The sequence below is a fragment of the Enterobacter cloacae complex sp. 2022EL-00981 genome (assembly GCF_028737495.1).
GTDB classification, from domain to species: Bacteria; Pseudomonadota; Gammaproteobacteria; order Enterobacterales; family Enterobacteriaceae; genus Enterobacter; species Enterobacter cloacae.
In genome coordinates, this window is sequence record NZ_JAQZRK010000007.1 from 155,863 (window position 1) to 173,991 (window position 18,129).

An 18,129-nucleotide genomic window follows, 5' to 3' on the forward strand; every position below is an offset into this window, starting at 1 on the left:
AGGATGTTATGGAAAAAATCACATTGACCATGCCAGCCAGCCGCACGTTAAGCGGCCGGGCGCTGGCAGGGGTAGTTGGATCCGGGGATATGGAGGTGCTGTTCACCGCCGAACCGGGCCAGACCTTAACCATTGATATCACCACCTCCGTCGACAACAGCCGTGGGCGCTGGGAGGCGTTATTCAGCCGCCTGGAGACCGTCAGCAGTCTGCCCGCAGGCAAACTGACCATCCACGACTTTGGCGCGACGCCGGGCGTGGCGCGCATTCGTATCGAACAGGTTTTTGAAGGGGTGAGCCATGCGTGATGACAGCAGCTTTATCGAATTAAAAGCGCGCCAGCGTGCGCAGGCGTTGCTCGACGAGGGCAGCTACCGCGAACTGCTGGATCCGTTTGCAGGCATTATCTCTCCGTGGTTGGGGCCACAGGGCATTGTGCCGCAGGCCGATGACGGCATGGTGGTCGCGAAAGGGACTATCAACGGCCAGCCTGCGGTCGTCGTGGCGATTGAAGGCGCGTTCCAGGGCGGCAGCATGGGCGAGGTCTCCGGCGCGAAAATGGCAGCAGCGCTGGAGCTGGCGGCGGAAGATAACCGCAACGGCATTCCGACTCAGGCGGTGCTGTGCCTCGAAACCGGCGGCGTACGCCTGCAGGAAGCTAACCTCGGCCTGGCGGCGATTGCCGATATCCACGCGGCGATTGTTGACCTGCGTCGCTACACGCCCGTTATCGGGATTGTGGCCGGGACTGTGGGCTGCTTCGGCGGGATGTCCATCGCCGCGGCGCTTTGCAGCTACCTGATTGTGACCCGCGAAGCGCGTCTGGGGTTAAACGGCCCGCAGGTTATTGAGCAGGAAGCGGGCATTGAAGAGTACGACTCCCGCGACCGTCCGTTTATCTGGAGCATGACCGGCGGCGAGGTGCGCTATCAGAGCGGGCTGGTGGACGCGCTGGTCGGCGATGGCGTGAATGCGGTGAAAGCCGCGATGAACGAGGCCATCGCCAAAGGCGTCCCGGCAAAACATCGCACCGATAACTACGACGATTACCTGAACCGCCTGATGAATTTCGACACCCGCAAACAGGCCGATGCCGAACAGATTAACGCGCTTTTTGCCCGGGAGGTGAAATGATGAGTAACGCAATGAGCCGTGGCGCACGCTGGCTGGAAACCCTCGCCCCGAAAGCCAAACGTATTGAGGGGCTGTGCCCGTCCGTGCAGGCGGCAGACGGTGAGCTGAACGGTGAAACGGTGCGTTTTATCGCCGTAGTGCCGGATGCCAACAACCACTTCCCGCGCGCGGCGAAAGGGGAAGTCGGCCTGCTTGAAGGCTGGACGCTGGCGAAAGTGGTCAGCGAAACCGTCGCGGCAGATGCTGATAAAGCCGTTAAGCGCCCGATTGTGGCGGTGATCGACGTCCCAAGCCAGGCTTATGGCCGTCGCGAAGAGGCGTTTGGTATCCACCAGGCGCTGGCAGGCGCTGCGGCCGCCTACGCCAACGCGCGCCTGGCGGGTCATGCGGTGATTGGCCTGATTGTGGGTAAAGCCATGTCCGGCGCGTTTCTGGCGCATGGCTACCAGGCCAACCGCCTGATTGCTTTTAACGATAAAGGCGTGCTCATCCATGCCATGGGGAAAGCGTCTGCCGCGCGGATCACCCTGCGCAGCGTGGAGGCGCTGGAAAAACTGGCCGCCACTATCCCACCTATGGCGTATGACATCAGCAACTACGCCACGCTGGGGCTGCTCTCCAGCCTGCTGGATATCAGCAACCCGGATGCCCCATCCGATAGCGACCTGACGCTGGTGAAAACCACCCTGCAACAGGCCATCAGTGACGCTCGTCAGGATCCGACGCTGAAAAGCCGTCTGGGTGCTGACAATCGCCGCAGCTCGGCGCTCGTACGCGAACGTATGCGCGCCAGCTGGTAAGTAAAAAGAGACCTGCCAGATGCACAACCTCACGGGCGTATCCGTTACGCCCGTGCGGGAAACTGCATCCTGAAAATAATAATCATCGCGCCAGTGCTACTTCTTTTTAATCACAGGTGATTTATGACTTACGTAATTGTTCATGCTCTCGCACCGATTTTCGTCATCATGCTGCTGGGATTCTGGGCCGGTAAGGCAAAGATGGTCGATAACAAAAATGTTTCCCTGCTCAACATCTTCGTCATGGATTTTGCGCTGCCTGCCGCGCTGTTCAGCGCGACCGTGCAAACCCCGTGGACCGGTATCGTGGCGCAGTCGCCGCTGATCCTAGTACTGACTCTGGCGATGTGGATCACCTACGCAGCCATCTATTTCCTTGCCACGAAGGTCTTTAAAAAATCCCCTCAGGATGCGGCCGTGCTGACGCTCACCGTCGCGCTGCCAAACTATGCGGCGCTTGGTCTGCCGATTCTGGGCAGCGTGCTGGGTGAAGGATCTACCACGTCTCTGTCTGTGGCGGTCTCTATTGCCTGCGGGTCCGTGCTGATGACGCCGTTCTGTCTGCTGATCCTGGAGCGGGAAAAAGCGCGCGCTGAGGGCAATACCTCCGGCTCAACCCTCTCTATGCTGCCGGTGCTGATGTGGCGATCCATTAAAAAACCGATCGTGATGGGGCCTCTGCTGGGTGTGATTTTATCCGCCATCGGTATCAAAATGCCGGAACTGGTCCTCTCTGCAATTAAACCGTTGGGGCTGTCCGCCACCGCTGCGGCGCTGTTCCTGACTGGGGTGATCCTCTCTGCCCGTAAGCTGCAGATCAACACCATGGTGATCACTTCCACCATCGCTAAGCTGCTTATCCAGCCAGCCATTGCCTGGGGTATCGTTTTAATCTTCGGTCTGCACGGCTCCGTGGCGATCACCGCCATTCTGATGATTGCGCTGTCCGCGGGTTTCTTCGGGGTCGTGTTTGGTAACCGCTTTGGCGTGCAGTCACCGGATGCAGAAGCGGTACTGCTGTTAAGCTCAGTCCTGTGTATCCTGTCGCTGCCGCTGTTTATCTCGCTGACTTCAGGAATGTAATCATGACCACAACATTACGCCCCCACGACCTCATCTGGCTTACCTCGCGCGACGCGCTGGAAGGTATTACTGAAACCTGGGTGGATGCCGCCTGGCATACCGGCCTGCCGGTGGTGGTGCGGCGTGATGTTGATAACGATGACCGAATCCCCGTTGGCGTGCGCGGACTGCGCCGCGACCAGCGGGCGGCTGGATGGGTGAAGCCCGGGAATGTGTTACGCGTGGTGTCACCTGAAGAGCTGTGCGTCACCGCCGATCTGCTGCGTTCGCCGTTTGTCACCCAGCCACCGGTTCAGGTGGCGTTACAGCTTGCGCAGCAGTCGTGGCCTTGGACATGGGGCATAACCGGCAGCACCGGCTATGCGCTGGCGACCGGCATTCCGGTGATCCATGCCGACAGCGATCTTGATCTGCTGATCCGCGCCCCGCAGCCGATATCTCCCGACGCGTTTACCGCCTGGCAGTCGCAGTTGAGTGGTGCGCTGTGCCGGGCTGATACCCAGGTGGATACACCAGAGGGGGGATTCGCGCTGGCGGAGTGGCTGCGCGATGGCAAAACGCTGCTGAAAACCCGCCGTGGGCCACGCCTGGTGGCAGACCCATGGCGCAGGGAGGAGTGATGAAAATACTGTTTACCTTTCCGGGGCAGGGTACGCAGCATGAAGGTATGCTGCAAAACCTGCCGGGAACGGAACTGGCTCAGGCGCGTGAGGTGCTGGGTGCCGAAGTTGATACGCTGGATAGTGCCGCCTCGTTAACCCATACCCGTGCGGTTCAGCTTTCTCTGCTGATTGCTGGCGTGTCCTGGGCGCGCGAGCTGGAGCGACGTGACGTGTCGCCTGACATCGTCAGCGGTTTATCGATTGGTGCTTATCCCGCGGCGGTAGTGGCAGGGGCGCTGGAATTTACGGACGCGCTTAAGCTGGTGGCGCTGCGTGGCGACCTGATGGAGCAGGCCTGGCCCCATGGCTACGGCCTGACGGCCATCATGGGCTTAACCCTGCCGCAGGTGGAACAGCTTATCGAGGGTAGCGGAACGTATATTGCTAACCTGAATGCCGAAACGCAGATCGTGATTGCCGGAAGCGATGACGGGATGGCGCAGGTGGCAAAACGCGCCCTGGAAAAGGGGGCGAGCAAAGTGCAAAGGCTGGCAGTCAGCGTGCCATCCCATTGTGAACTGCTGGCGGAGCCGGCACAAAAGCTGGCGGCGGCGTTTGAGTCCGTCACGCTGGCTCGTCCACGCTGTGCGTACCTGAGCGGCAGCACCGGGCGCGTGCTCTGGCAGCCGGAAAAGATCGCGGACGATCTGGCGATGAACATGGCGCGTACGGTGCGCTGGCAGGAGGCGATGATTTCCGCTAACGAACGCGAAGCCCGGCTGGCGATCGAGATGCCGCCCGGTGGCGTCCTGACCTGCCTGACACGTCAGGCGGCGTGGGAAGGGGAGACCCTTTCACTTGAGCGCAGCGGTGTGGATGTGGCGGTGCATCTGGCAGGAAGGCTTCGTGCGTGAATTTTTAGCCCGGTGGCGGCTGCGCCTTATCGGGCCTACGGGTTCGGTTGCCTTGTTTTGTATCACACACTTTCCTGCAGGCTGCGCGCATACATCCGCCCTTCGGCGGCTAATGCCCGCAGGCTCGGGTCCTGCTCGCGGTTGCGGGCAAAGACAATCGCGATAAGCTGCTGCATCTGGTACGGTTCTGCCAGCTTCAGTAGCTGCACTGAATTTTCGTAGACCTTCTTCATCCTGCCCGGCATCAGCGTAAAGCCGACGCCCGCCTGAACCAGGCTGAGCATTGAGAAAATGTCATTCACGCGGGTGACGATTTCCGGTTCAAATCCAGCGATATGAAATGCTTCCTGGAACCCCGCATAGGTGGCAAACCCTTCTGCCAGCGAGACAAATTTCTGATCTTTGTAATCGCGTAAATCCGCCAGCCCGCTGGTATTCAGCGTGGCAGAGGCAGGCGCGGCCAGGAAAATGTCATCATGAAACAGGGGGAGGACTTCAAGGCTGTTGCGGTCGATATTGCTTTCGGAAATCGAGATGAGGATCGCGTCCAGCGTACCGTCGTCAAGCATATGCAGCAACGTATCGTTAGAGCCCATCGTCAGATCCATCTCCAGATCCGGGCGACGCAGCTTCATGCCCATGATCAGGCGCGGCACGGTTTCCAGCGTCAGCGAGTAGAGCGTGCCGACGCGCAACCGTCCCTGACCAATACCGGCGACTTTACGGGACTCTTCCAGCCCGCGCTCCATCACCTGCATAACTTCCTGACAATACTCCAGCAGCGTCCAGGCGGACGGAAGGGCAATCAGGTTACGTCCCTTATGGGTAAAGAGCGGACAGCGAACGTTCTCTTCCAGAGTATGCAGTGCACGATGCACGCTGACGCCGCTCAGACCCAGCGTTTCGGCAGTACGCGCGATATTGCCCTTCTCCATAAACGTCATGAAGATGCTGAGCTTACGGAATGTAATGTCGCTCGTGATATCGAAACCCATAACCCTCCCGGCGTGTCAGTCAGCCTGCAGCATCGCTTCCAGCTGTTCCTGGGCATCCAGCCATGCCATTTCGCACTCTTCGAGGCTGGATTTGGTCTTCGCCTGGGTTTGCAGACAGTCGGTCAGCTCCGCTTTACGGCTCTGGTCATACAGTTCGCTGTCGCCCAGCTTCTCTTCAACGGCGGCAAGCGTGGCGTTGAGCTTTTCCATCTCTTTTTCGAGACGGGCAATTTCTTTACGCAGTGGTTGAGTCTGAGTACGCAGTTCAGCTTCACGACGCTTCTGATCTTTACGCGCCTGCGCGCTGTTGGCGTTCTCTTTCGCCGGCTCTTCCGGCTGGTTCTCTTGCTTCTGCTCGTCCGTCAGCCACTGCTGATAGTCTTCCAGGTCGCCGTCAAACGGCTCGACTTTACCGTCGTGCACCAGATAGAGATCGTCCGTGGTGGAGCGGATCAGGTGCCGATCGTGCGAGACCACAACCAGCGCGCCCTCAAACTCAATCAGCGCTTCGGTCAACGCCTGACGCATGTCGAGGTCGAGGTGGTTGGTCGGTTCATCGAGCAGCAGCAGGTTCGGGCGCTGCCAGACGATCAGCGCCAGCACCAGACGCGCTTTTTCGCCGCCGGAGAAACGCTCTGTGTTTTCAGTGACCTTATCACCCTGGAAGCCAAAGCCGCCGAGGTAGTCGCGCAGCTTCTGCTCCATCTCCTGCGGCGCCAGACGCGCCAGATGCTGGATAGGGGACTCGTCCGCGCGTAAAAATTCCAGCTGATGCTGGGCGAAGTAGCCCAGCTTGATGCCTTTCGCCAGACCGATTTCGCCGCTTACGGGGTTAAGCTCGCCCGCCAGCAGTTTGATGAGCGTTGACTTACCGGCACCGTTACGCCCCAGAAGACCAATGCGCGAACCCGGCACCAGGTTGAGTTTGATGGAGTCGAGGATGATGCGATCGCCGTATCCGGCGCTCACTTTTTCCATCTTCAGCAGCGGGTTTGGCAGGCTCTCCGGCTCGCGGAAGCTAAAGTGGAACGGGTTATCCACATGCGCCGGGGCAATCATCTCCATGCGTTCCAGCATCTTGATGCGGCTCTGGGCCTGCTTGGCCTTCGAGGCTTTGGCCTTGAAGCGGTCAACAAAACTCTGCAGATGCGCCACGCGCTGCTGCTGACTTTCGTACATCGCCTGCTGTTGAGCGAGGCGCGTTGCGCGCTGGCGTTCGAAAGAGCTGTAGTTACCGGTGTACTCGAACATATTTTGCTGTTCGATATGAATGATTTTATCCACCACCGGATCGAGGAAGTCGCGGTCGTGGGAGATCAGAATCAGAGTGCCCTGATAGCTCTTGAGCCACTTCTCCAGCCAAATGACCGCATCGAGATCGAGGTGGTTGGTCGGTTCATCGAGCAACAGCAAATCGGAGCGGCAGATCAGCGCCTGCGCCAGGTTAAGACGCATACGCCAGCCACCGGAGAAGTCGCTGACGGGACGTTCAAGCTGTTCGTTGCTGAACCCCAGGCCGTGGAGCAGGCTGGAGGCGCGGGAGCGAATGGTCCACGCGTCGATGGCGTCCAGCTTGCCGTGGACGGTGGCGATGGCGTGGCCATCGTTGCGCTCGTTGGCGGCGTTCAGTTCCGCTTCCAGCTTACGGTATTCACGATCGCCATCAATAACATAGTCGAGCGCCGGCTCACTCAGGGCGGGCGTCTCCTGGTTTACCCAGGCGAGCTGCCAGTTTCCCGGATACGTAAAGTTACCGCCATCCGCGCTAATCTCGTTTTTCAGCAGCGCCAGCAGGGTGGATTTACCGCAGCCATTTTTGCCGACCAGACCCACTTTTTGACCTGGATTAATGGTGGCGGTGGCGTTATCCAGCAGGACGCGCACGCCGCGGCGAATTTGTAACGAGGAGAAAACAATCATAGAAGCGCCGTATGTTCCGACTATGTTAATTTGTCATTATGATAATGTAAGGTGTGGGCCATTTTCCGCACCGGGCCGCCATGGTAGCCCAAAACAACGACGATACACAAAAACAGAAACAGAACCGGGAGGGGAGTGATGTCTCAGACAGCAAAAGTGCTGCTGCTGTATGCCCATCCGGAATCTCAGGACTCGGTGGCAAACCGCGTCCTGCTTAAGCCGGCTACTCAGCTCAGTAACGTGACGGTGCACGATCTCTACGCGCACTACCCTGATTTCTTTATCGATATTCCGTACGAGCAGGAATTGCTGCGTCAGCATGATGTGATTGTGTTCCAGCATCCGCTCTATACCTATAGCTGTCCGGCCCTGCTGAAAGAGTGGCTGGATCGGGTGCTGAGCCGGGGGTTTTCCAGCGGGGTGGGGGGCAACCAACTGGCGGGAAAGTACTGGCGTAGTGTGATTACCACCGGTGAGCCGGAGAGCGCCTACCGCTACGATGGCCTTAACCGTTATCCGATGAGCGATATCCTGCGACCGTTTGAACTGACGGCGGCGATGTGCCGAATGCACTGGATGAGCCCGATTATTGTCTACTGGGCACGGCGTCAGGATCCGAAGGCGCTGGCGAGCCACGCCAGAGCGTATGGCGAATGGCTGGCATCACCGATTCCGGCAGGAGGGCGTTAATGGAAGGATCGAATTTACTCCTCGCCGGGGTGCTGTTTTTGTTTGCCGCGGTGGTGGCTGTACCGTTGGCCGCACGGCTCGGTATTGGCGCGGTACTCGGGTATCTGCTGGCGGGGATCGCGATTGGCCCCTGGGGGCTGGGATTCATCAGCGATGTCGATGAAATTCTCCATTTCTCCGAGCTGGGCGTGGTTTTCCTGATGTTCATCATTGGCCTGGAGCTGAATCCGTCAAAGCTGTGGCAGCTCCGGCGCTCTATCTTTGGCGTTGGCGCGGCGCAGGTGCTGTTCAGCGCGGCCATTCTGGCCGGGTTGCTGATGCTCACTGACTTTTCGTGGCAGGCGGCGACCATCGGCGGTATTGGCCTTGCCATGTCCTCAACGGCGATGGCATTGCAGCTGATGCGGGATAAGGGCATGAACCGCAGTGAGTCGGGGCAACTGGGCTTTTCGGTGCTGCTGTTTCAGGATTTAGCGGTGATCCCGGCGTTAGCGCTGGTGCCGCTGTTGGCTGGGCCGGGTGACGATCACTTTGACTGGGCAAAAGTCTCCATGAAGGTGCTGGCTTTTGCGGGCATGCTGATTGGGGGGCGTTTTCTGCTGCGGCCGGTGTTCCGCTTTATCGCCGCGTCAGGCGTGCGCGAGGTGTTTACCGCCGCAACGCTGCTGCTGGTATTAGGCTCTGCGCTGTTTATGGACGCGCTGGGGCTGTCGATGGCGCTGGGTACGTTTATCGCCGGGGTGCTGCTCGCCGAGAGCGAATACCGCCACGAACTGGAAATTGCGATCGAACCCTTTAAAGGGCTGCTGTTAGGGCTGTTCTTTATTTCGGTGGGCATGGCGCTCAATCTCGGTGTGCTCTATACCCATCTGCTGTGGGTTATTGTGAGCGTGGCTGTGCTGGTGGCGGTGAAAACGCTGGTGCTGTATGTCCTGGCGCGTATATCCGGGCTGCGCAGTTCGGAACGTATGCAGTTTGCCAGCGTGCTAAGCCAGGGGGGAGAGTTCGCGTTTGTGCTGTTCTCTACGGCATCGTCCCAGAAACTGTTCAAAGACGATCAGATGGCGCTTCTGCTGGTGACGGTCACGCTGTCGATGATGACCACGCCGCTGCTGATGAAGCTGGTGGATAAACTGCTGTCGCGCCGCTTAAACCCGGCTGACGATGAAGATGAAGCCCCGTGGGTGGAAGACGATAAGCCGCAGGTGATTGTGGTGGGGTTTGGCCGCTTCGGGCAGGTGATTGGTCGTCTGCTGATGGCGAACAAAATGCGTATCACGGTGCTCGAGCGGGATATCAGCGCGGTCAACCTGATGCGTAAATATGGTTATAAGGTTTACTACGGCGATGCGACGCAGCTCGAACTGCTGCGATCCGCAGGTGCCGAGGCGGCGGAGTCGATCGTCATAACCTGTAACGATCCGGAAGATACGATGAAGCTGGTCGAACTCTGCCAGCAGCATTTCCCGCATCTGCATATTCTGGCGCGTGCGCGGGGACGTGTTGAAGCGCACGAACTGTTGCAGGCGGGTGTGAAACACTTCTCGCGTGAGACGTTTTCCAGTGCGCTGGAGCTGGGGCGCAAGGCGTTGATTTCGCTGGGTATGCACCCGCATCAGGCGCAGCGGGCCCAGATGCACTTCCGACGGCTGGATATGCGAATGCTGCGCGAGCTGATGCCGGTACACACGGATACGGCGCAGATTTCCCGCGTGCGGGAAGCGCGTCGCGAGCTGGAGGAGATTTTCCAGCGCGAGATGCAGCAGGAACGACGCCAGCTGGACGGCTGGGACGAATTTGAATAAAGGGTAACCAAATATGGCTGTACGTAAACGCTTTATTGCGGGCGCAAAGTGCCCCTCCTGCCAGGCGCAAGATACTCTGGCAATGTGGCGTGAAAATAATATTGATGTTGTTGAGTGTGTTAAGTGCGGCCACCAGATGCGTGAGGCCGACAAAGAAGCACGCGATCATGTACGCAAAGAAGAGCAAGTGATCGGCATTTTTCATCCGGACTAGCGATATGCCCTGAGTTTTTTTAAGCTAAAGGGTACACGGGTGCAGATTTCCGCTACAATCTGCGCCAGCAATTTTCCCACGCTCAGGAGATATCATGAAAGTAGCAAAAGACCTGGTGGTCAGCCTGGCCTATCAGGTACGTACAGAAGACGGTGTGTTGGTTGATGAGTCTCCGGTGAGTGCGCCGCTGGACTACCTGCATGGTCACGGTTCCCTGATTTCCGGCCTGGAAAACGCGCTGGAAGGTCATGAAGTTGGCGATAAATTTGACGTTGCTGTAGGCGCGAACGACGCATACGGCCAGTATGACGACAACCTGGTTCAGCGCGTTCCTAAAGACGTGTTCATGGGCGTTGACGAACTGCAGGTTGGCATGCGCTTCCTGGCGGAAACTGACCAGGGCCCGGTTCCGGTTGAAATTACTGAAGTTGAAGACGACCACGTTGTGGTTGATGGCAACCATATGCTGGCTGGCCAGAACCTGAAGTTCAACGTAGAAGTTGTCGCTATCCGTGAAGCAACCGAAGAAGAGCTGGCTCATGGCCACGTTCACGGTGCGCACGGTCACGACCATGACCACGATCACGGCCATGACGGCTGCTGCGGTGGCCACGGCCACGACCATGGTCACGACCACGGTAAAGGTGGTTGCGGTAACGGCGGCTGTGGCTGCCACTAATTCCGTATAACGGAAAATAAAAAAGCGGGATTATCCCGCTTTTTTTTCGCCTCAATAGTGAGGTGGTGGCGTCTCTTCAGACTGTGAGGCGATGTTTGATGGCTGCGTAGCCTTCAGCTTTTCCGTCAGCAGGCGCATATGATCCCGCAGTTTCGCCATTTCGAGTTCATGCGCGGTCACGGTCTGGTTAAGCTCTTCGATGGTGATGTCCTGAAAAGCCAGGCGGCTTTCCAGTTCAGCCAGTCTCGCTTCAATCGTTGTGTCCTTCATCATTCACCTCGTCTGTTTCTGATTCGCCATAATGGGCCAGCGGCGGCGAAGTTTAACTGAGTTTGTTCCTTAGTGCAGTATCCATCCCTTTGGCAAGAAACTTATTTAAACAAAAATAGTCTTAAAAGTGGCGAGAATCGGGAGAGTCTGTCTGTAGATTTCTTCCACAACGTTTTATAGTACGTAGCTCATTTACGTTTAATGCTGGGGTGAGAGTCCCCAGGCCCTGGAGATATGGATGAAATCACTGTTTAAAGTAACGCTGCTGGCGACGACGATGGCTGTTGCGCTGAACGCGCCGCTGTCCTTCGCTGCTGATACTGCTGCGAAGCCTGCTGCAACTGCAGACAGCAAAGCGGCGTTCAAAAATGACGACCAGAAATCTGCCTACGCACTGGGCGCATCTCTGGGTCGTTACATGGAAAATTCTCTGAAAGAACAAGAGAAACTGGGCATCAAACTGGACAAAGCTCAACTGATCGCGGGTGTTCAGGATGCGTTTGCTGATAAGAGCAAACTGTCTGACCAGGAAATTGAACAGACTCTGCAGGCGTTCGAAGCGCGTGTGAAAGGTGCCGCTCAGACGAAGATGGAAGCGGACGCGAAAGACAACGAAGCGAAAGGCAAAGCCTACCGCGATACCTTTGCTAAAGAGAAGGGCGTAAAAACCTCTTCTACCGGTCTGGTATACAAAGTTGAGAAAGAAGGTACCGGTGATGCACCGAAAGACAGCGATACTGTCGTGGTGAACTACAAAGGTACGCTGATCGACGGTAAAGAGTTCGATAACTCCTACACCCGCGGTGAGCCGCTCTCCTTCCGTCTGGATGGTGTGATCCCAGGCTGGACCGAAGGTCTGAAAAACATCAAGAAAGGCGGTAAGATCAAGCTGGTTATCCCACCGGATCTGGCCTATGGCAAAACCGGCGTTCCGGGTATCCCTGCCAACTCTACGCTGGTGTTTGACGTAGAGCTGCTGGATATCAAACCGGCACCGAAAGCCGATGCGAAACCAGAAGCGCAGGCAGATCAAAAAGCTGCCGCAGACGCGAAGAAGTAATGTGATGAAAACCGCCGCCTTTAAGGCGGCGGTTTTTTTTATTGTGGGGCAGATATAATTAACACTGGAAAGTGCCAGGTACGCTGTATTAATTTAGTTGTCCGTGTAGATAATGAGCCTGCCCTGAAAACCTAACGACAGGCTCCTGAAAAGGAGTGTTTTTTTCATGTCCAGGTCGCTTTTAACCAACGAAACCAGTGAACTTGATTTGCTGGATCAACGTCCTTTCGACCAGACCGACTTCGATATTCTGAAATCCTACGAAGCGGTGGTGGACGGGTTAGCGATGCTCATTGGGTCCCACTGCGAAATCGTATTGCACTCCCTGCAAGATCTGAAGTGTTCCGCCATCCGCATTGCTAATGGTGAGCATACTGGCCGTAAAATTGGTTCGCCAATTACCGACCTTGCATTGCGTATGCTGCATGACATGACCGGCGCGGACAGCAGCGTCTCCAAATGCTATTTCACTCGCGCCAAAAGCGGCGTGCTGATGAAATCAGAAACCATTGCTATTCGAAATCGCGAGCATCGTGTGATCGGACTGCTGTGCATCAACATGAACCTTGATGTGCCATTCTCGCAAATCATGAGCACCTTTATTCCGCCTGAAACGCCAGACGTGGGCTCTTCTGTTAACTTTGCCTCTTCAGTTGAGGATCTCGTCACGCAGACGCTGGAGTTCACGATTGAAGAGGTGAATGCCGATCGCAACGTATCGAACAACGCCAAGAACCGTCAGATCGTGCTGAATCTCTATGAAAAAGGCATTTTTGATATCAAAGACGCCATCAATCAGGTGGCTGACCGCCTGAACATTTCCAAACATACGGTCTACCTCTATATTCGCCAGTTCAAAAGCGGTGATTTCCTGGGGCAAGATAAGTAATGCGTTTTGCGTTAATGGTGACAGGCCCGGCGTATGGCACGCAGCAGGCCAGCAGCGCGCTGCAATTTGCCCAGGCGCTGCTAAAAGCCGGACACGAACTGGTGAGCGTCTTCTTCTATCGGGAAGGGGTCTATAACGCGAACCAGTTTACGTCGCCGGCCAGCGATGAGTTTGATCTGGTGCGCGCCTGGCAGGCGTTAAATGAGACGCAGGGTGTTGAATTGCATATCTGCGTGGCAGCGGCCCTGCGTCGCGGTGTGGCTGATACAACCGAAGCCGCGCGTCTTGGTTTAGCCGGTTCCAACCTGCAGCCCGGATTTTCACTAAGTGGTCTGGGCGCGCTGGCGCAGGCTGCGCTCACCTGTGACCGAGTGGTGCAATTCTGATGAAACGCATCGCGTTTGTTTTTACCACTGCCCCGCACGGTAACGCATCGGGCCGAGAAGGACTGGATGCGCTGCTCGCGACATCTGCATTGACCGAGGAGATCGGCGTCTTCTTTGTAGGGGACGGGGTGTTTCAGCTTCTGGCGGGCCAGCAACCGCAGGCGATTTTGATGCGGGACTACATCGCCACCTTTAAAGTGTTGCCGCTGTACGACATTGAAACCTTCTATGTGTGCGCCGACTCGCTGGCCGCTCGCGGATTAGATGAGAAGACGCCTTTTGTTCTGGATGTCACGTGCCTGTCTTCTGCTGCGCTGCGCGAACAACTCTCTCACTACGACACTGTTCTGACTTTCTGAGGCTGCCATGCTCCATACCCTGAGCCGCTCACCGTGGCAATGTGATATCGACACGCTACTGAGCATGCTGCGCGAAGGTGATGACCTGCTGCTGATTCAGGATGGCGTACTTGCTGCGCTGGAAGGCAGCCGTTTCGTTGAAATCCTTACAAATGCCCCCATAACTGTCTCTGCGCTAAAGGACGATCTGGATGCGCGGGGTCTTTCTGGTCAAATTTCAGCCAAAATTGACGTGGTTGGCTATACTGATTTCGTCAATCTTACTGTGACGCACGCCAGTCAAATGAACTGGTGATTTGAGATCGCTGTATATTTCTTGACACCTTTTCGACGTAGCCCTAAAATTTCGCGTCCTCATATTGTATGAGGTCGTTTTATTACGTGTTTACGAAGCAAAAGCTAAAACCAGGAGCTATTTAATGGCAACAGTTAACCAGCTGGTACGCAAACCACGTGCACGCAAAGTTGCAAAGAGCAACGTGCCTGCGCTGGAAGCATGCCCGCAGAAACGTGGTGTATGTACTCGTGTGTATACCACCACTCCTAAAAAACCAAACTCCGCACTGCGTAAAGTATGCCGTGTGCGTTTGACTAACGGTTTCGAAGTGACTTCCTACATCGGTGGTGAAGGTCACAACCTGCAGGAGCACTCCGTGATCCTGATCCGTGGCGGTCGTGTTAAAGACCTTCCGGGTGTTCGTTACCACACCGTTCGTGGTGCGCTGGACTGCTCAGGTGTTAAAGACCGTAAGCAGGCTCGCTCCAAGTACGGCGTGAAGCGTCCTAAGGCTTAATGGTTCTCCGTTAAGTAAGGCCAAACTGATTTATCTTAATGTCAAACTAAACTCGTAGAGTTTTGGACAATCCTGAATTAACAACGGAGTATTCCCATGCCACGTCGTCGCGTCATTGGTCAGCGTAAAATTCTTCCAGATCCGAAATTCGGATCAGAACTGCTGGCAAAATTTGTAAATATCCTGATGGTAGATGGTAAAAAATCTACTGCAGAAGCAATCGTATACAGCGCGCTGGAGACCCTGGCTCAGCGTTCTGGTAAAAATGAACTGGAAGCTTTCGAAGTCGCTCTCGACAACGTTCGCCCAACTGTAGAAGTTAAGTCCCGCCGCGTTGGTGGTTCTACTTATCAGGTTCCAGTTGAAGTTCGTCCGGTTCGTCGTAATGCCCTGGCAATGCGTTGGATCGTTGAAGCTGCTCGTAAACGCGGTGATAAATCCATGGCTCTGCGTCTGGCGAACGAACTTTCTGATGCTGCAGAAAACAAAGGTACTGCAGTTAAGAAACGTGAAGACGTTCACCGTATGGCAGAAGCCAACAAGGCGTTCGCACACTACCGTTGGTAATCCCTTCGGAGTATTAGTCACCAGGCGGGCGCTTCAGAGAAGCTGCCCGCTCTGGGTTACTTAACTGAACGCCTAAAGAAACAAACGAGGAATCAAATGGCTCGTACAACACCCATCGCACGCTACCGTAACATCGGTATCAGTGCGCACATCGACGCCGGTAAGACCACTACTACCGAACGTATTCTGTTCTACACCGGTGTAAACCATAAAATCGGTGAAGTTCATGACGGCGCAGCCACCATGGACTGGATGGAACAGGAGCAGGAGCGTGGTATTACTATCACCTCCGCAGCGACTACTGCATTCTGGTCAGGTATGGCTAAGCAGTACGAACCGCATCGCGTAAACATCATCGACACCCCTGGGCACGTTGACTTCACCATCGAAGTAGAACGTTCCATGCGTGTTCTTGACGGCGCGGTAATGGTTTATTGCGCAGTTGGTGGTGTTCAGCCACAGTCTGAAACCGTATGGCGTCAGGCGAACAAATATAAAGTTCCACGCATCGCGTTCGTTAACAAAATGGACCGTATGGGTGCTAACTTCCTGAAAGTTGTTGGCCAGATCAAAACCCGTCTGGGCGCGAACCCTGTTCCGCTGCAGCTGGCAATTGGTGCTGAAGAAGGCTTCACCGGCGTTATCGACCTGGTGAAAATGAAAGCCATCAACTGGAACGATGCAGACCAGGGCGTTACCTTCGAATACGAAGATATCCCGGCTGAGATGCAGGACCTGGCTGACGAATGGCACCAGAACCTGATCGAATCCGCTGCTGAAGCTTCTGAAGAGCTGATGGAGAAATACCTGGGTGGTGAAGAACTGTCTGAAGAAGAGATCAAAAAAGCTCTGCGTCAGCGTGTTCTGAACAACGAAATCATCCTGGTAACCTGTGGTTCTGCGTTCAAGAACAAAGGTGTTCAGGCGATGCTGGATGCGGTAGTTGACTACCTGCCATCCCCGGTTGACGTTCCTGCGATCAACGGCATCCTGGACGACGGTAAAGATACTCCGGCTGAGCGTCACGCAAGCGACGACGAGCCGTTCTCTGCACTGGCGTTCAAAATTGCTACCGACCCATTCGTGGGTAACCTGACCTTCTTCCGCGTTTACTCTGGTGTGGTTAACTCCGGTGACACCATCCTGAACTCCGTGAAAGCGGCGCGTGAACGTTTTGGCCGTATCGTACAGATGCACGCTAACAAACGTGAAGAGATCAAAGAAGTTCGTGCGGGCGACATCGCTGCAGCTATCGGTCTGAAAGACGTGACCACCGGTGACACCCTGTGTGACCCGGATCACCCGATCATTCTGGAGCGTATGGAATTCCCTGAGCCGGTAATCTCCATCGCGGTTGAACCAAAAACCAAAGCTGACCAGGAAAAAATGGGTCTGGCTCTGGGCCGTCTGGCGAAAGAAGACCCATCATTCCGCGTATGGACTGATGAAGAATCTAACCAGACCATCATCGCAGGTATGGGTGAACTGCACCTGGACATCATCGTTGACCGTATGAAGCGCGAGTTCAACGTTGAAGCGAACGTGGGTAAACCTCAGGTTGCTTACCGCGAAGCGATTCGCGCGAAAGTTACCGATATCGAAGGTAAACACGCTAAGCAGTCTGGTGGTCGCGGTCAGTACGGTCACGTTGTGATCGACATGTACCCACTGGAGCCGGGCTCTAACCCGAAAGGTTACGAGTTCATCAACGACATCAAAGGTGGTGTAATTCCTGGCGAATACATCCCTGCCGTTGATAAAGGCATCCAGGAACAGCTGAAAGCGGGCCCTCTGGCTGGCTATCCGGTTGTTGACATGGGTATCCGTCTGCACTTCGGTTCTTACCACGACGTTGACTCCTCTGAACTGGCGTTTAAACTGGCTGCGTCTATTGCCTTTAAAGAAGGCTTTAAGAAAGCAAAACCAGTTCTGCTTGAGCCAATCATGAAGGTTGAAGTAGAAACTCCTGAAGAGAACACCGGTGACGTTATCGGTGACTTGAGCCGTCGTCGCGGCATGCTGCGCGGTCAGGAATCCGAAGTAACTGGCGTTAAGATCCACGCTGAAGTTCCGCTGTCTGAAATGTTCGGATATGCAACTCAGCTGCGTTCTCTGACCAAAGGTCGTGCATCATACACTATGGAATTCCTGAAGTATGATGATGCGCCTAACAACGTTGCTCAGGCCGTTATTGAAGCCCGTGGTAAGTAATCCACAGGATTAAAACCTAAGTCCCGTGCTCTCTCCTGAGGGGAGAGCACTATAGTAAGGAATATAGCCGTGTCTAAAGAAAAATTTGAACGTACAAAACCGCACGTCAACGTTGGTACTATCGGCCACGTTGACCATGGTAAAACTACCCTGACTGCTGCAATCACTACCGTTCTGGCTAAAACCTACGGTGGTTCTGCTCGTGCATTCGACCAGATCGATAACGCACCAGAAGAAAAAGCTCGTGGTATCACCATCAACACCTCTCACGTTGAATATGACACCCCGACTCGCCACTACGCACACGTAGACTGCCCAGGCCACGCCGACTATGTTAAAAACATGATCACCGGTGCTGCGCAGATGGACGGCGCGATCCTGGTAGTAGCTGCGACTGACGGCCCAATGCCTCAGACTCGTGAGCACATCCTGCTGGGTCGTCAGGTAGGCGTTCCTTACATCATCGTGTTCCTGAACAAATGCGACATGGTTGATGACGAAGAGCTGCTGGAACTGGTAGAGATGGAAGTTCGTGAACTGCTGTCTCAGTACGATTTCCCAGGCGACGATACTCCAATCGTTCGTGGTTCTGCTCTGAAAGCGCTGGAAGGCGAAGCAGAGTGGGAAGAGAAAATCATCGAACTGGCTGGCTACCTGGATTCTTACATCCCAGAACCAGAGCGTGCGATTGACAAGCCATTCCTGCTGCCAATCGAAGACGTATTCTCCATCTCCGGTCGTGGTACCGTTGTTACCG

22 protein-coding genes are annotated in these 18,129 nt (G+C 55.6%); 19 read left to right on the forward strand and 3 right to left on the reverse strand.

All coding sequences use genetic code 11. From position 1 onward, the window contains the following. Positions 1-8 precede the first annotated feature (8 nt). The 6 genes from mdcC (at position 9) to mdcH (ending at position 4,533) form a co-directional block, all read left to right on the forward strand. Positions 9-308, forward strand: coding sequence for a malonate decarboxylase acyl carrier protein (mdcC, locus tag PUZ33_RS09210; RefSeq protein ID WP_029882152.1), 300 nt, complete (start codon positions 9-11; stop codon positions 306-308). Next, positions 301-1,134: a biotin-independent malonate decarboxylase subunit beta gene (locus PUZ33_RS09215; protein ID WP_013099047.1), complete on the forward strand. Its 834-nt coding sequence runs from the start codon at positions 301-303 to the stop codon at positions 1,132-1,134. Before mdcC ends, PUZ33_RS09215 begins: the two co-directional genes overlap by 8 nt. Beyond that, complete coding sequence (gene mdcE / locus PUZ33_RS09220; RefSeq protein ID WP_058680307.1) at positions 1,134-1,934, forward strand: biotin-independent malonate decarboxylase subunit gamma; 801 nt, start codon at positions 1,134-1,136, stop codon at positions 1,932-1,934. Before PUZ33_RS09215 ends, mdcE begins: the two co-directional genes overlap by 1 nt. A 123-nt stretch (positions 1,935-2,057) precedes the next feature. Then, positions 2,058-3,017, forward strand: a complete 960-nt coding sequence (locus PUZ33_RS09225) for an AEC family transporter (protein WP_029882149.1) — start codon at positions 2,058-2,060, stop codon at positions 3,015-3,017. A gap of 2 nt (positions 3,018-3,019) precedes the next feature. Beyond that, positions 3,020-3,637 carry a malonate decarboxylase holo-ACP synthase gene (locus tag PUZ33_RS09230; RefSeq protein WP_023619825.1) on the forward strand — a complete coding sequence of 206 codons (618 nt, stop codon included), beginning with the start codon at positions 3,020-3,022 and terminating at the stop codon, positions 3,635-3,637. Next, complete coding sequence (mdcH, locus tag PUZ33_RS09235; RefSeq protein WP_058680308.1) at positions 3,637-4,533, forward strand: malonate decarboxylase subunit epsilon; 897 nt, start codon at positions 3,637-3,639, stop codon at positions 4,531-4,533. The genes PUZ33_RS09230 and mdcH overlap by 1 nt, the downstream gene beginning before the upstream one ends. Before the next feature lie 62 nt (positions 4,534-4,595). Here the strand turns inward: mdcH and PUZ33_RS09240 are convergent, their stop codons facing one another. Beyond that, the gene (locus tag PUZ33_RS09240; protein WP_013099042.1) at positions 4,596-5,528 is read right to left on the reverse strand and encodes a LysR family transcriptional regulator; all 933 of its coding nucleotides are present in this window, start codon (positions 5,526-5,528) and stop codon (positions 4,596-4,598) included. A 15-nt stretch (positions 5,529-5,543) separates the two neighbouring features. Beyond that, entirely contained in the window at positions 5,544-7,448 is a 1,905-nt protein-coding gene (locus PUZ33_RS09245; protein ID WP_058680309.1) for an ABC transporter ATP-binding protein, read from the reverse strand. 138 nt (positions 7,449-7,586) lie between these two features. Here PUZ33_RS09245 and kefG point away from each other — a divergent pair, with 138 nt between their 5' ends. The 4 genes from kefG (at position 7,587) to slyD (ending at position 10,836) form a co-directional block, all read left to right on the forward strand. Further along, complete coding sequence (gene kefG / locus PUZ33_RS09250; protein ID WP_029882146.1) at positions 7,587-8,138, forward strand: glutathione-regulated potassium-efflux system ancillary protein KefG; 552 nt, start codon at positions 7,587-7,589, stop codon at positions 8,136-8,138. Then, positions 8,138-9,943 carry a glutathione-regulated potassium-efflux system protein KefB gene (gene kefB, locus PUZ33_RS09255; protein WP_020690480.1) on the forward strand — a complete coding sequence of 602 codons (1,806 nt, stop codon included), beginning with the start codon at positions 8,138-8,140 and terminating at the stop codon, positions 9,941-9,943. The genes kefG and kefB overlap by 1 nt, the downstream gene beginning before the upstream one ends. A gap of 13 nt (positions 9,944-9,956) precedes the next feature. Further along, positions 9,957-10,157, forward strand: coding sequence for a YheV family putative zinc ribbon protein (locus PUZ33_RS09260; protein WP_013099038.1), 201 nt, complete (start codon positions 9,957-9,959; stop codon positions 10,155-10,157). 94 nt (positions 10,158-10,251) lie between these two features. After that, a complete protein-coding gene (slyD, locus tag PUZ33_RS09265) occupies positions 10,252-10,836 on the forward strand; it encodes a peptidylprolyl isomerase (protein ID WP_013099037.1) in 585 nt (194 codons plus the stop codon). A 51-nt stretch (positions 10,837-10,887) separates the two neighbouring features. Here slyD and PUZ33_RS09270 read toward each other — a convergent pair whose 3' ends face one another. Beyond that, positions 10,888-11,106: a protein SlyX gene (locus tag PUZ33_RS09270; protein WP_003861693.1), complete on the reverse strand. Its 219-nt coding sequence runs from the start codon at positions 11,104-11,106 to the stop codon at positions 10,888-10,890. A gap of 238 nt (positions 11,107-11,344) precedes the next feature. Here PUZ33_RS09270 and fkpA point away from each other — a divergent pair, with 238 nt between their 5' ends. The 9 genes from fkpA to PUZ33_RS09315 form a co-directional block, all read left to right on the forward strand. Then, complete coding sequence (gene fkpA, locus PUZ33_RS09275) at positions 11,345-12,166, forward strand: FKBP-type peptidyl-prolyl cis-trans isomerase (RefSeq protein ID WP_013099036.1); 822 nt, start codon at positions 11,345-11,347, stop codon at positions 12,164-12,166. 166 nt (positions 12,167-12,332) lie between these two features. Continuing rightward, the gene (locus PUZ33_RS09280) at positions 12,333-13,055 is read left to right on the forward strand and encodes a helix-turn-helix transcriptional regulator (protein ID WP_003861697.1); all 723 of its coding nucleotides are present in this window, start codon (positions 12,333-12,335) and stop codon (positions 13,053-13,055) included. Further along, complete coding sequence (tusD, locus tag PUZ33_RS09285; protein ID WP_020686857.1) at positions 13,055-13,441, forward strand: sulfurtransferase complex subunit TusD; 387 nt, start codon at positions 13,055-13,057, stop codon at positions 13,439-13,441. Before PUZ33_RS09280 ends, tusD begins: the two co-directional genes overlap by 1 nt. Beyond that, a complete protein-coding gene (tusC, locus tag PUZ33_RS09290) occupies positions 13,441-13,800 on the forward strand; it encodes a sulfurtransferase complex subunit TusC (protein WP_058680311.1) in 360 nt (119 codons plus the stop codon). The genes tusD and tusC overlap by 1 nt, the downstream gene beginning before the upstream one ends. Before the next feature lie 7 nt (positions 13,801-13,807). Next, positions 13,808-14,095, forward strand: coding sequence for a sulfurtransferase complex subunit TusB (gene tusB, locus PUZ33_RS09295; RefSeq protein ID WP_013099033.1), 288 nt, complete (start codon positions 13,808-13,810; stop codon positions 14,093-14,095). Positions 14,096-14,219: 124 nt separating this feature from the next. Further along, complete coding sequence (gene rpsL, locus PUZ33_RS09300) at positions 14,220-14,594, forward strand: 30S ribosomal protein S12 (protein ID WP_000246815.1); 375 nt, start codon at positions 14,220-14,222, stop codon at positions 14,592-14,594. A 96-nt stretch (positions 14,595-14,690) separates the two neighbouring features. Next, complete coding sequence (rpsG, locus tag PUZ33_RS09305) at positions 14,691-15,161, forward strand: 30S ribosomal protein S7 (protein WP_003861706.1); 471 nt, start codon at positions 14,691-14,693, stop codon at positions 15,159-15,161. A 96-nt stretch (positions 15,162-15,257) separates the two neighbouring features. Further along, a complete protein-coding gene (gene fusA, locus PUZ33_RS09310) occupies positions 15,258-17,372 on the forward strand; it encodes an elongation factor G (protein WP_029882142.1) in 2,115 nt (704 codons plus the stop codon). Between the two features lie 69 nt (positions 17,373-17,441). After that, positions 17,442-18,129: GTP-binding protein (locus PUZ33_RS09315; RefSeq protein ID WP_274205313.1), on the forward strand; the 688-nt coding region annotated here is incomplete at its 3' end.

Excerpts from the sequence above, each read along its gene's own strand:
- kefB (WP_020690480.1), top strand. The coding sequence starts at position 8,138 with ATGGAAGGATCGAATTTACTCCTCGCCGGGGTGCTGTTTTTGTTTGCC.
- mdcE (WP_058680307.1), top strand. The coding sequence starts at position 1,134 with ATGAGTAACGCAATGAGCCGTGGCGCACGCTGGCTGGAAACCCTCGCC.
- slyD (WP_013099037.1), top strand. The coding sequence starts at position 10,252 with ATGAAAGTAGCAAAAGACCTGGTGGTCAGCCTGGCCTATCAGGTACGT.
- tusD (WP_020686857.1), top strand. The coding sequence starts at position 13,055 with ATGCGTTTTGCGTTAATGGTGACAGGCCCGGCGTATGGCACGCAGCAG.
- kefG (WP_029882146.1), top strand. The coding sequence starts at position 7,587 with ATGTCTCAGACAGCAAAAGTGCTGCTGCTGTATGCCCATCCGGAATCT.
- PUZ33_RS09215 (WP_013099047.1), top strand. The coding sequence starts at position 301 with ATGCGTGATGACAGCAGCTTTATCGAATTAAAAGCGCGCCAGCGTGCG.
- tusC (WP_058680311.1), top strand. The coding sequence starts at position 13,441 with ATGAAACGCATCGCGTTTGTTTTTACCACTGCCCCGCACGGTAACGCA.
- PUZ33_RS09280 (WP_003861697.1), top strand. The coding sequence starts at position 12,333 with ATGTCCAGGTCGCTTTTAACCAACGAAACCAGTGAACTTGATTTGCTG.
- PUZ33_RS09230 (WP_023619825.1), top strand. The coding sequence starts at position 3,020 with ATGACCACAACATTACGCCCCCACGACCTCATCTGGCTTACCTCGCGC.
- PUZ33_RS09225 (WP_029882149.1), top strand. The coding sequence starts at position 2,058 with ATGACTTACGTAATTGTTCATGCTCTCGCACCGATTTTCGTCATCATG.
- fusA (WP_029882142.1), top strand. The coding sequence starts at position 15,258 with ATGGCTCGTACAACACCCATCGCACGCTACCGTAACATCGGTATCAGT.
- tusB (WP_013099033.1), top strand. The coding sequence starts at position 13,808 with ATGCTCCATACCCTGAGCCGCTCACCGTGGCAATGTGATATCGACACG.
- PUZ33_RS09245 (WP_058680309.1), bottom strand. The coding sequence starts at position 7,448 with ATGATTGTTTTCTCCTCGTTACAAATTCGCCGCGGCGTGCGCGTCCTG.
- PUZ33_RS09240 (WP_013099042.1), bottom strand. The coding sequence starts at position 5,528 with ATGGGTTTCGATATCACGAGCGACATTACATTCCGTAAGCTCAGCATC.
- fkpA (WP_013099036.1), top strand. The coding sequence starts at position 11,345 with ATGAAATCACTGTTTAAAGTAACGCTGCTGGCGACGACGATGGCTGTT.
- PUZ33_RS09270 (WP_003861693.1), bottom strand. The coding sequence starts at position 11,106 with ATGAAGGACACAACGATTGAAGCGAGACTGGCTGAACTGGAAAGCCGC.
- PUZ33_RS09260 (WP_013099038.1), top strand. The coding sequence starts at position 9,957 with ATGGCTGTACGTAAACGCTTTATTGCGGGCGCAAAGTGCCCCTCCTGC.
- mdcC (WP_029882152.1), top strand. The coding sequence starts at position 9 with ATGGAAAAAATCACATTGACCATGCCAGCCAGCCGCACGTTAAGCGGC.
- rpsL (WP_000246815.1), top strand. The coding sequence starts at position 14,220 with ATGGCAACAGTTAACCAGCTGGTACGCAAACCACGTGCACGCAAAGTT.
- mdcH (WP_058680308.1), top strand. The coding sequence starts at position 3,637 with ATGAAAATACTGTTTACCTTTCCGGGGCAGGGTACGCAGCATGAAGGT.
- rpsG (WP_003861706.1), top strand. The coding sequence starts at position 14,691 with ATGCCACGTCGTCGCGTCATTGGTCAGCGTAAAATTCTTCCAGATCCG.